At 58.1% G+C, this 12,350-nt stretch carries 9 protein-coding genes; 7 read left to right on the top strand and 2 right to left on the bottom strand.

The window, feature by feature from the left end:
• The first annotated feature begins 85 nt into the window (after nucleotides 1-85).
• The gene (locus AFL22_RS18660; RefSeq protein WP_052271905.1) at nucleotides 86-1,219 is read left to right on the top strand and encodes an efflux RND transporter periplasmic adaptor subunit; all 1,134 of its coding nucleotides are present in this window, start codon (nucleotides 86-88) and stop codon (nucleotides 1,217-1,219) included.
• Complete coding sequence (locus AFL22_RS18655; RefSeq protein WP_052271904.1) at nucleotides 1,216-4,260, top strand: efflux RND transporter permease subunit; 3,045 nt, start codon at nucleotides 1,216-1,218, stop codon at nucleotides 4,258-4,260. The genes AFL22_RS18660 and AFL22_RS18655 overlap by 4 nt, the downstream gene beginning before the upstream one ends.
• Nucleotides 4,261-4,310: 50 nt before the next feature.
• Here AFL22_RS18655 and AFL22_RS18650 read toward each other — a convergent pair whose 3' ends face one another.
• Both AFL22_RS18650 and AFL22_RS18645 read right to left on the bottom strand, forming a co-directional pair.
• The gene (locus tag AFL22_RS18650; RefSeq protein WP_010256845.1) at nucleotides 4,311-4,556 is read right to left on the bottom strand and encodes a hypothetical protein; all 246 of its coding nucleotides are present in this window, start codon (nucleotides 4,554-4,556) and stop codon (nucleotides 4,311-4,313) included.
• A gap of 71 nt (nucleotides 4,557-4,627) precedes the next feature.
• A complete protein-coding gene (locus AFL22_RS18645; RefSeq protein ID WP_022624205.1) occupies nucleotides 4,628-5,533 on the bottom strand; it encodes a LysR family transcriptional regulator in 906 nt (301 codons plus the stop codon).
• Between the two features lie 104 nt (nucleotides 5,534-5,637).
• Between AFL22_RS18645 and budA the strand changes: the two genes are divergently transcribed.
• From budA to AFL22_RS18620, 5 genes are all read left to right on the top strand, one after another.
• Nucleotides 5,638-6,420 carry an acetolactate decarboxylase gene (gene budA, locus AFL22_RS18640; RefSeq protein ID WP_033774026.1) on the top strand — a complete coding sequence of 261 codons (783 nt, stop codon included), beginning with the start codon at nucleotides 5,638-5,640 and terminating at the stop codon, nucleotides 6,418-6,420.
• Between the two features lie 14 nt (nucleotides 6,421-6,434).
• On the top strand, nucleotides 6,435-8,114 hold the full coding sequence (alsS, locus tag AFL22_RS18635) for an acetolactate synthase AlsS (RefSeq protein WP_010256852.1): 1,680 nt from the start codon (nucleotides 6,435-6,437) through the stop codon (nucleotides 8,112-8,114).
• A 21-nt stretch (nucleotides 8,115-8,135) separates the two neighbouring features.
• Entirely contained in the window at nucleotides 8,136-8,909 is a 774-nt protein-coding gene (locus tag AFL22_RS18630) for a (S)-acetoin forming diacetyl reductase (RefSeq protein WP_010256854.1), read from the top strand.
• 205 nt (nucleotides 8,910-9,114) lie between these two features.
• Nucleotides 9,115-10,566, top strand: a complete 1,452-nt coding sequence (locus AFL22_RS18625) for a flagellin (protein ID WP_072123948.1) — start codon at nucleotides 9,115-9,117, stop codon at nucleotides 10,564-10,566.
• 340 nt (nucleotides 10,567-10,906) lie between these two features.
• Nucleotides 10,907-12,220: a CitMHS family transporter gene (locus AFL22_RS18620; protein ID WP_010256858.1), complete on the top strand. Its 1,314-nt coding sequence runs from the start codon at nucleotides 10,907-10,909 to the stop codon at nucleotides 12,218-12,220.
• The last annotated feature ends 130 nt before the right edge of the window (nucleotides 12,221-12,350 follow it).

Below are 12,350 nucleotides of genomic sequence, written 5' to 3'. Positions count from 1 at the left end.
GGCTTGACCATTTCTTGATGGTTCATGGAACGTTTCTGGACACATGCCGGGTTCAATGAGCACAACTCATTAAAGGAACCCGGTTATGACAGACTTCTTATCGGATGCTGCCCGCCAGGTGTGGCGTCATCTCTTCGGTATTCACATCTTTGCGCCGATCATCTTCGTGCTGCTCGGGGTATTCATCATGACCGGTTGCCGGGACAATAGTTCTGCTCCGCCTGCCGCCCCGCTCCGCCCGGTTAAATCGGTGATTGCTCCACCGCTCAGCAGTGATGCATCGCTGGTGCTGACTGGCGAAATCCGCGCTCATGAAGAGGTCGCGCTAGCCTTCAGACTGGATGGCCGGGTGGTGAGCCGTGCGGTTGAGCTGGGCGATCGCGTCAGCGCCGGGCAATCGCTGGCAGCGCTGGAAAATGATCAGTCACGCAATCAGCTAAGCAGCGCACGGGCCGATCTCGACAGCGCACGCGCCGCCGAACGGGTCGCCGCGCTTAACCTGCATCGGATGCGGCTGCTGATGCCCGGAGGGGCCATCGCCCGCAGCCAGCTGGACAGCGCCCAGGCGGACTGGCAGAGCGCACAGTCCCGCCGTCTCAGCAGCGAAGCGGCTCTGAAAAATGCCCAGGATAACCTCAGCTGGACTCAGCTGACTGCGCCTGCAGCAGGCCGGATCACCGCCATCACGGTTCAGCCAGGTCAGGTGGTCAGCGCCGGACAAAATGTGATGACGCTGGCAGCAGGGGATGCACGCGATGCGGTGTTTGACCTGACAACGCCTGCGCTGCTGCATTCTGATGATCGGACACCGCTGAAAGTAACGCTGCTCGCCGATCCCGGCGTGCAGGCCAGTGGCACAGTGCGTGACATCAGCCCGCAGGCCGATCCGCAGACCCGCACATGGCGGCTGCGCATCTCTCTGAATCAGCCGCCTGAGGCGATGGCACCCGGTGCCACAGTCATTGTCACCCTCCCCGATGCGCAGCCGCCGGTCATCGCCCTGCCCGCCAGCGCCCTGACCCGCTCCGCAGACAAACCCGCGCTGCTGGTCGTTGATGCGACGTCACGCCTGCAGCTTCGTCCGGTAGTACTGGCCCGCTTTAACGCGCAACAAATCTTCGTCACTGCCGGGATCAAGCCGGGAGAGCGCGTCGTCACCGCCGGCGTCAGCACCCTGCAACCTGGCGAAAAAGTGGCGCTTTCGCAGGAGGCTCCATGAAAAAAACGTCTGGCTTTAACCTCTCCGGCTGGGCGCTGGCGCATCAGCAACTGGTGATCTTTTTCATGCTGCTGGTCATGGCGGCGGGTGTGCTGAGCTATGAACATCTGTCACGCAATGAAGACCCGGCGTTTACTATCAAAACCGCCGTAATATCAGCCCAATGGCCAGGTGCTGATGTGAACACCACGGTGCAACTGCTCACTGACGTACTGGAACAGAAGGTGCAGGAGATCCCGTCGCTGGATGCGGTCGAGAGCGAAACCCGCGCCGGACAAACCGTCATCTATGTCAACCTGCGCGATGACACGCCGCCCTCTCAGGTGGCCGGCATCTGGTATCAGCTGCGAAAAAAGATGCAGGACGTAGCCCCTTCACTGCCGCAGGGCGTGCAGGGTCCGGCCGTTAACGATGAGTTTGACGACACCTTCGGCACCATTTATGGCTTCACGGCGGAGGGTTTTACCGCCAGAGAGCTACGCGACCGGGTCGATAACCTGCGTCGCAATCTGGCCAGTCTGCCCGACATCGGTAAAACCAGCCTGTTAGGTGTACAGGAGCAGCAGGTGGTTATCGCCTTTTCGCCGCGCAAGCTGAACGGCATGGGGCTCGATTTACAGCAGGTCAGCGACGCCATTAAAGCTCAGAACGATGTCGTCCCGGCGGGCAGCCTGCGTACCGACCGCGAGAATATTGCGCTGCGGGTCAGTGGCACCCTGACTTCGGTTGAAAATCTGCGGGCGATTACCCTGCATATGGGTGAGCGTTTTATTCCGCTGACCGATCTGGCCACCATCAGCCTGCAACCTGCCGAACCTCCGGCGCCGACGTTTAGAGTTAACGGCGTTCCGGCTATCGGGCTGGCGATCTCCATGGCCGGCAGCGGCAACATGCTCGATTTCGGTCAGCAACTCAGTCAGCGCATGCAGATGCTGGCCAGTCAGTTACCGCACGGTATTACTATGACCCGCGTGGCCGACCAGTCTTCCGTGGTGAAAAACGCGGTCAGCGGCTTTGTCCGGATACTGGGCGAAGCGGTCGTCATCGTGTTAGCCGTCTCCTTTGTCTCACTGGGACTGCGTGCCGGTCTGGTCGTTGCGGCGGCGATCCCGCTGGTACTGGCAATGACCTTTACCGGCATGTTAATGGCAGGCATCGGACTCCAGCGCATCTCGCTTGGCGCACTAATCATCGCGCTGGGGCTGCTGGTGGATGATGCCATGATCACCGTCGAGGCAATGGTGGCGCGACTGGAAGCGGGCGACAGCAAGTGGCAGGCCGCCACCTATGCGTTTAAAACCACCGCCTTTCCGATGCTGACCGGTACGCTGGTAATGATCGCCGGGTTCATTCCGGTCGGGTTCGCCGCCTCCAGTGCCGGAGAATATTGCTACTCATTGTTTGTGGTGATTACCCTGGCGCTGCTCTGCTCGTGGGTCGTCGCGGTCATCTTCTCTCCGCTCACCGGCTGCTGGCTGCTGTCGGCCAGGCACATCAAGGCCGATAAGCCGCCGGGCGTGCTGACGCGCAGCTATCACCGGCTGCTGGAGATGATTCTGTGTCACCGGCTGGTGACGATTGGCACAGCGATGGCGGTGCTGCTAGTCAGCCTTTACGCCACCACTTTTATGCAGGGTGAGTTTTTCCCTGCGTCGGATCGGCCCGAGCTGCTGGTCAGCCTGACGCTTCCCGCCAGTGCAGCCCAGACTGAAACCACCCGCCGAACCGCACAGCTGGAACAGATGCTGCGCAACGATCGGGATGTGGCGAACTACACCAGCTACGTTGGCTCGGGCGCAATACGCTTTTATCTGCCGATGGATGTGCTGCTGGATAATGAAAACATCGCGCAGCTGGTGGTGGTGGCGAAAGATCTGGCGGCACGCGATCGGCTGCGCAGCAGGCTGGAGCAGAAGCTGGCGGTGGATTTCAGTGATATCACTACCCGGGTATCGCCGCTGGAGCTGGGGCCACCGGTCGGCTGGCCGCTGAAATATCGCATCACCGGCCCGGATAATGCCAGGGTGCGGCAGGCGGCCGATCGGCTGGCGGCGCTGATCGCCCGCTCACCGCTGACTCGCGAGGTCAATCTTACCGCCGGAGAGCCAGAACGGGTCATGACGCTGGCGGTGAACCAGACTGCAGCCCGCGCAGCCGGACTCTCTTCCGAGACGATAGCCACCGCGCTGAATACTCTGATGTCCGGCAGCGTGGTGACCACCCTGCGCGATCGTAACCGCCTGATCGACGTCGTGCTGCGCAGCAATGACCCGGAGCGGCAGGACACTGACACACTGGCAGGATTGATGATCACCAATGCCAGCGGACAGAAAATCCCGCTGCGACAGGTAGCAACCCTGAACTGGGGAGTGGATGACCCGGTAATATGGCGACGTCAGCGGCTGGCTTACATCACCGTACAGACCGATATTGCGCCCGGTCAGCGGGCTGAACAGGTCTCGCAGCAGCTCGCACCAGCCGTCGCCGTCCTGCGCGCCTCGCTGCCGGCCGGATACGGTATTGAAGAAGGTGGCGTGGCGGCCGAATCGGACAAAGGCAACGGTTCAGTGTTTGCTCTGCTGCCGGTAACAATCTGCGTCATGCTGGTCTTGCTGATGATTCAGCTGCAACGCTTCTCCGGTATGCTGCTGGCGCTGAGCATGGCACCGTTTGGCCTGCCCGGCATCGTATCCGCGATGCTGCCGGCTGGCACACCGCTGGGGTTCGTGGCGCTGCTGGGGATTATTGCCCTGGCGGGGATCATCATCCGCAACGCGGTGATCATGATCAGTGAAGTCGATGCGAATAGCCGGGCCGGCCTGACCGCGGGTGAGGCAATCCGGCAGGCTGCCCATCACCGTGCGCGTCCCATTCTGCTGACCGCCTGTGCGGCAATACTCGGCATGATCCCCATCGCCCATCAGGTTTTCTGGGGGCCAATGGCACTGGCGATTATTGGTGGTCTGGTCAGCGGTACGCTGGTGACGCTCACGGTGCTGCCCGCCGCGTTAAGTCTGTTGATGCAGCGCGGCTCACGTTAAAACAACATCCGGCGATCCCGTGCTGAGAACGGCGGGATCGCCGGAAAGGATCAGTTCATCACCTCGACCAGAATCAGCGGGCACTTTCTGACTTTGCAGGCCTGACTGTAGGCCAGCGAGCAGACCGAGCAGAGATCGCGCACGTCAGACTGGTACTCATACTCCATGAAATAGCGGAACTGGCCGCCCGCCGAATCTGTTCTCCAGAATCGCTGCGGCTCCAGAATTTCATCCAGTTGCCTGAATGTCAGGGCTGACGGGTTGTGAAACCCGACTCTTACGCGGTATGTAGTCATGCACCGATTATTGGCATCCCGGTCCCTGGCCGCCAGTTGTTTATTGTTTTCAGTTCAATAGCTGCCGCTTATCAACCCGCTTCGCCTGGTGCCGCAGGCTGCTCTGCCAGCAGCGCCAGCAGGTGCAGTACTGCTTTTGACGGGTGAAGCCGACGCCAGGCAAAGGCAACATCGGTAAATAGCGTGTTGTTCTCGATATCGCAGAAGCTGACCCCGGGGTTATCGACGCAGCGCATCGACTCCGGCACCAGCGCAATCCCGCAGCCCGCCGCCACCATGCCCAGCGACGTAGTGATCTGCGGAGCCTGCTGAAAAGTGTGGCGCGAAAAGCCCGCCCGCAGACAGGCAGTGACAATCAACTCATACAGGCTGGGCGAGACGTCGCGCGGGAAGATCACCAGGGTTTCTCCTGCCAGCGCGGATAGTGCCACGGTGGGTGTGCCGCTGAGGGGATGGCAGCGCGGCAGCGCAATCAGCATCTTTTCGGTGGAGATGACACGCAGATTAAACGCCTTGCTGCTTTCACACGGCAGCCGGATAAAAGCGGCATCCAGTAATCCCTCCTGTAAATCCTGCATCAGCAAAGACATATTCTCTTCGCGGGTCAGCAGCTCCATCGCCGGATAACGTTCTTTAAACTGGCGGATCAGGGTGAAGATGCGTGGATTAAACGCCACCGAGCTGGCAAAGCCCAGCGACAGCTGACCACTGATCCCGCGCGCAATACCGCGTGCGTTCTCCAGCGCCTGATCGGCCAGTTGCACAATCTGCCGGGCATCCGCCAGAAACGCTTCGCCCGCTTCGGTGAGTTCCACTCCGCGCGTCAGGCGCTTCAGCAACGGTGTGCCAATTTCCTGCTCCAGCCGCAGTATCTGCTGACTCAGCGGCGGCTGCGATATGCCCAGTATCTCGGCGGCACGAGTGAAGTGAAGCGTCTCGGCTACGGCAACAAAATAACGCAGATGGCGAAGTTCCATATCAAAAACGTCTCAAAGTTAACAGGTTTCGCTATTGGACCCACCGACTGAATCGGTTCACCATTAGGTTAACACGGCTTAACGGTTAATCGATGAGGCATCAAATGAGCAATTGTGTAACTGATTGTTCCTGTGAGGATCAACTAAAACATACTGTCCTGACGCTTTCACAGGATGCACCAGAAAGCGTTATCTATCAGACCTCTTTAATGAGTGCGCTGCTGAGCGGCGTTTACGACGGCAATGTCCGTATTGCCGACCTGCTGCGTAAAGGGGATTTCGGCCTGGGTACCTTTAACCGGCTGGATGGCGAGATGATCGCGTTTGACAGCAAGGTCTATCAGCTGCACGCCGACGGCAGTGCGCACCCGGCCGATCCGGCGCAGAAAACTCCGTTCGCCGTGATGACCTTTTTTAAACCGCAGCATATGTATGAATTTGACCGGCCGATGTCGCGTGAGGCGATCCATCAGGTGATCGACAACGAAATCACCTCCGATAACCAGTTCTGCGCGCTGCGCATCAGCGGTCGTTTCAGTCGCGTCGAGACCCGCACCGTGCCATGCCAGTGTCGTCCCTATCGCTCAATGCCGGAAGTGCTGGGCGATCAGCCGACCTTTGCCTTCAGCCAGCGCGCGGGCGAACTGATCGGATTCCGTACGCCGCAATATATGCAGGGCATTAACGTTGCAGGCTATCACGAACATTTTATTACCGACGACCGCGAAGGCGGCGGCCACATTCTCGATTATGCGCTGGAACAGGGCACCCTGACCTTTGGTGCCATCAGCAAGCTGGTCGTAGATTTGCCGCAGGACAGCGATTTTCTCAATGCCGACCTGAACCCCGCCAATCTTGACGCCGCGATTCGTGCGGTAGAAAGCTAATCAGAGGAATGACGATGAAAACTCCAACCGATACCACACTCTGGACTTGTGGCGCTGACCTGGTGGTGGCGCAACTTGAGGCACAGGGCGTCCGCCACGTCTTTGGCATTCCTGGCGCAAAAATTGATAAAGTCTTCGACTCACTGCTGGATTCCTCCATCCAGACCATCCCGGTTCGCCACGAAGCTAACGCTGCATTTATGGCCGCCGCAGTGGGCCGCCTTACCGGCAATGCGGGCGTGGCGCTGGTCACCTCCGGGCCGGGCTGCTCCAACCTGATCACCGGCATGGCCACCGCCACCAGCGAAGGCGATCCGGTGGTGGCTATCGGCGGTCAGGTGAAGCGCTCCGACAGCGCCAAGCAGGTTCATCAGAGCATGGACACGGTTTCAATGTTTCGCCCAATCACTAAATATGCGGTTGAGGTCACCGACCCCGCTGCACTTTCTGAATGCCTGTCGAATGCGTTTCGCCACGCCGAACATGGCCGGGGCGGCGGTGCCTTTATCAGCCTGCCACAGGATATTGTCGATCAGCCGGTTACCGGCAAAGCGTTGAGCAGCAAAGGCCGCCCTGTACTGGGCGCCGCACCTGACTCAATGATCGACGCCGTCAGCGAAGCTATCGCCGGGGCTAAAAATCCGGTCATCCTGTTGGGATTAATGGCGAGCCAGACAGAGAACAGCGAAGCGATTCATGAGCTGCTGACACGCAGTCACATTCCGGTTACCAGCACCTATCAGGCAGCAGGAGCGGTCAGACAGGATCACTTCTCACGCTTCGCCGGGCGCGTCGGGCTGTTTAACAACCAGGCGGGCGACAGGCTGCTGCAACAGGCTGACCTGATCGTCACCATCGGCTACAGCCCGGTGGAATATGAACCGGCGATGTGGAACAGCGGTAACGCCACCCTGATTCATATCGACGTAATACCCGCTGAGACCGACAACCGCTATCTGCCGGATGCAGAACTGGTGGGTGATATCGCCGCCACGGTGCGTAAACTCGCCGCGCGCATCACTGCCCCACTCCAGCTGACCCCGGAAGCCGCCACCATCCTTGAGGATCGTCAGCAGCAGCGCAAATTGCTGGCGATGCAGGGTGCCAGCCTCAATCAGTTTGCTCTGCATCCGCTGCGCATTGTGCGCGCCATGCAGGACATCATTAACAGTGACGTCAGCCTTACCGTCGATATGGGCAGCTTCCACATCTGGATCGCCCGCTATCTCTACAGCTTCCGGGCCCGTCAGATCATGATCTCCAACGGTCAGCAGACGATGGGTGTGGCCCTGCCGTGGGCGATTGGTGCCTGGCTGGTCGAGCCACAGCGCAAAGTGGTTTCAGTTTCCGGCGATGGTGGTTTCCTGCAATCCAGCATGGAGCTGGAAACTGCCGTTCGCTTAAAAGCCAACATTCTGCACATCGTCTGGGTCGATAACGCCTACAACATGGTGGCGATGCAGGAAGAGAAAAAATATCACCGCGTCTCGGGCGTCAATTTTGGGCCGGTCGATTTCAAAGCCTACGCCGAAGCGTTTGGGGCAGCGGGCTTTGCGGTGACCAGTGCGGCAGAGCTGGAGCCGACGCTGCGTAAAGCGATGGATGTTCAGGGACCCGCCGTGGTCGCGGTGCCGGTCGATTACACCGACAACCCGCTGCTGATGGGTCAGCTGCATCTGAGCCAGCTTCTTTAATTTCTCAAAAAGGAAATCATGATGAAAAACAGAGTGGCATTTGTGACCGGCGCAGGCCAGGGCATTGGTGAAGCGATCGCCCTGCGTCTGGCGAAAGATGGACTGGCGGTTGCAGTAGCCGATTTTAATCAGGAGACCGCACGCCAGGTCGCGGAGAAGATCAACCAGCAGGGTGGCAAAGCGATTGCGCTGAAAGTCGATGTCTCGCAGCGTGATCAGGTGATGGAAGCGGTAGAAGAGGCGCGCCGCACGCTGGGCGGCTTTGACGTCATCGTCAATAATGCCGGTATTGCGCCCTCCACGCCGATTGCTGAGATCACCGAAGCGGTGGTCGACAAGGTCTACAACGTCAATGTCAAAGGGGTGATCTGGGGCATGCAGGCCGCGATTAAAGCGTTTGCTGCAGAAGGCCACGGCGGCAAAATCATCAACGCCTGTTCTCAGGCGGGTCATGTCGGTAATCCGGAGCTGGCGGTTTACAGCTCCAGTAAGTTTGCCGTGCGCGGCCTGACGCAGACCGCTGCGCGCGATCTGGCACCTGCCGGCATCACGGTTAACGCCTTCTGCCCTGGCATTGTCAGAACACCGATGTGGGAAGAGATCGACCGCCAGATCTCTGAAGCAGCCGGCAAGCCCGCCGGCTACGGCACCGAGGAATTTGCGAAACGCATTACGCTGGGACGTCTTTCTGAACCGGAAGATGTGGCTGCCTGCGTCGCCTACCTGGCCAGTCCTGACTCCGATTACATGACCGGTCAGTCGCTGTTGATTGATGGCGGCATGGTGTTTAACTGATCTTCGTTCGCCTGCTGCGTCATCGCGTGGCAGGCGTTTTTCCTGACCGGGTTGAACCGTTAATTTTTTTTATCTGAAAAGCGGTTAACCATCAGCCTCTTGACCGTCTGCCCCCGTATTTCCTGCCTTTTTGTCGCCACAGAGATTAAAGCTGCTTATCACCCTGCCGATAAAACAGAGACTCCTCTCCCTGTTCGAAGCGACCATGTTAACGATCAACCATAACGAAACCGCCGCGATTACGAACAAAACGCGGTACAGCACTGACTCTGTTCTGGGACGAACGGTTGAACGGTTATCATCAGGGATGAGAATTAACAGTGCCAAAGATGACGCGGCAGGTCAGGCGATTGCCAACCGCATGACGGCCAATATTAATGCCGATGCGGTGGTAGCGCGTGGCCTCAATGACGCCATCAGCTATTCCCAGACCGCCAGTGGCGGCCTTGGCAGCATCGTCGATCTGCTGATCCAGGCGCGCACCCTGTCGGTCCAGGCAGCCAACGGCACGCTGTCGGACGCCGATCGACAGAGCATCAACGGCCAGTATCAGCAGATTATGGCAGGCATCAATGAAGTGGCAGACCACACTGAGATTTTTGGCCGCTATCCACTGGCGACGAATAATCCCGATCTACCGCCTGCGAAGCTGGGTAACGTTGACCCTATCAACACGAAGTTTCCGGTGCCGGGCAAGAATTACTCCTTTACCTCTGGCGTGATCCCGCTGGCCTATATCCCGGCAGGCTCGACGGCGATAAGCATCACGATTGATTCGCTGGGTATGGATGACGATCTCCAGCTCTTTACCCGCGACGGTAAGCACCTGGTCGGTACACCACTGGACGGCAGTGCGCCTGATTACACCTGGGCCAGCAAAAGCATCAATAATTCGGCTACCGCGGATAGTCGCCTGCTGACCAGCAGTAACGGATTTGCCAGCGGTGCGGCTTATGACAGCTCGCAGTTGCTGGAGGGCGGCCCGAGCTGGACGCTGGCAGGCAGTAACAGCAGCACCTACAACGGCATGAACATCACTTACAGCGGTGACGGCGATCGCTATGAGGATGTCGCCAGCGGCGATTTCAACAACGGCACCATCACCAGTAACCGGCTTGAGCGCATCACGCTGGATACCGTCAGCGAGGATTTGATTGTGGTGGTGGTGGGCAATGGTTCCTTCACCGGTAATCTGACCTGGGGAAATCTGCCGGAACCCAAAAGCCTGCCTGCAACGCCGCCGAAGAAGAGCGAACCTATGGAGGTGGTCACCAGCGCCGATTACGGTCAGCCGATTCAGTCGGATACTATTCCGGCAACGCCATCGGATACCAAAACGCTGGGGCTGAACAACACAACGCTGCTTACAGAGGGCGATATCTCAACCACCATGAAAGCACTGGATAGCGCGCTCGAGAAGATCAGCGGTTATCAGTCGACCTATGGCGCAAAGATCAACCGTTACGAATCGAACCGTAATGTGTTATCGCAGCAGGGCGTGGATACCTCAGCGGCTCGCAGCCGCATACAGGATGCGGACTATGCTGAAGAAGCAAGCCAGCTGGCACGCAGCCAGATTATTCAGCAGGGTCAGACGGCCGTCAGCAAAATGGCGAATAAAACCCCTGAGATGATTATTCAGCTGTTAGGCAGCTAATAACGTTAACTGGCTGAGCATCATGGCTCAGCCGGTTACCCTGTTTCTCCACCACTCTACTACCCGCCTGATTCAGCCTCAGCTGGCCCGAAACCCCGGTTACACTTCGACACCCTTTGATCTCAGTCACACAATCTCGTTTAAGAACCGTTTAAAGATGATCATGATCACCCTTCTTTGTTAAAGAAATGCTAAATACTGACAACTATTTATTATCATCTTTGAATGCAGGGTTAATTAAAACAACAGGTTAATCATTACCACGCTAAGTAATTACCTGAATTTTCCTGCCGGTATGTAACTTTTTCATTACTTTTCCGCCATTGCGAGGGCTGTTAATTTGCTGACGATACTGGGTTTTTCCATGGTTGTTTGCTTCATGTATCTGATCATGACCAAACGCATGTCAGCCTTGATTGCGCTGATCCTGATACCAACCATATTTGCGCTGATTGGCGGTTTTTACGCAGGTCTGGGTGCCATGATGCTGGACGGCGTCAAAAAGCTGGCCCCTACCGGCGTGATGCTGACCTTCTCCATTCTCTATTTCGGTCTGATGATCGATGCCGGATTGTTTGACCCACTGGTGCGCTTTATTCTTCGGATGGTGCGCGGTGACCCCCTGAAAGTGCTGGTCGGAACGGCGGTACTAACGCTGCTGGTTTCTCTGGATGGTGACAGCTCAACCACTTACATGATTGCCATTGCCGCATTCCTGCCGCTCTATCACCGGCTGGGCATGAACGTGTTGATGATGACCTGTCTGGTGAACCTTGCCAGCGGCATCATGAACCTCTCACCCTGGGGAGGTCCGACAGCCCGTGCCGCGGCGGCACTGCGCATTGACGCCCTTGATATCTTTATTCCGATGCTGCCAGCCATGCTGCTGGCCTGTGCCAGCCTGGTGGCGATGGCGGTGCTGTTTGGCCTGCGTGAGCGTAAGCGCCTTGGCGTGATGACCATGAAAGATCATCATCTCGACAACATTGAGCTGGGGCTGGGCGATGCCGAAGAGTGCGCAGCCAATCGCCGTCCGAAAATGTTCTGGCCTAACTTCATCCTGACCACCGTGCTGCTGGTGCTGCTGGTGATTGGTTTAATGCCGATTCAGATCCTGTTTATGCTGGCGTTTGCGATTGCGGTGATGCTCAACTATCCCACGCTGGAGGAGCAGAAAGCCCGCATCAGCTCTCATGCCGGTAACGTGCTGGCGGTGACCGCATTAATTTTTGCCGCCGGTATTTTCACCGGCATCCTCTCCGGCACCGGCATGGTTGACGCCATGGCGAAGAGCCTGCTGGCGGTGATCCCGCCCAGCTTCGGACCTTACCTGGCGGTGTTCACCGCGCTGGTCAGTCTGCCGTTTACCTTCTTTATGTCGAATGATGCCTTTTACTTCGGCATTCTGCCGGTTATCGCCCAGACGGCGGCCAGCTACGGCATTACCGCAGAAGAGATTGCCCGCGCTTCTATTGTCGGCCAGCCATTCCACCTGCTGAGTCCGCTGGTGCCGTCAGTCTACCTGCTGGTGGGTCTGGCGAAAGTCGACATCGGCGACCACCAGCGCTTTGCAATTAAGTGGGGGATTCTGGTCAGTCTGGTGCTGATGGCAGGCGGTCTGCTGACCGGTGCTTTCCCGCTGTTCCACACCTGATAATCCTCTGCTTTCTGGCGGATAACCGGCAATTTTGCCCGGTTATCCGCTTCACCGCTCCGCCTACTGCGTCATCCCTCTCTACACTCTATAGCCAGGCTGATGTGCTACGCGCCGGACAGGCCGTAGC

Origin of the sequence: Pantoea sp. CFSAN033090 (genome assembly GCF_001264395.1) — a bacterium.
Lineage (GTDB): Bacteria > Pseudomonadota > Gammaproteobacteria > Enterobacterales > Enterobacteriaceae > Pantoea > Pantoea agglomerans.
Note: the sequence above shows the minus strand (reverse complement) of the source record. Positions and strands in the feature narration are given on the sequence as shown.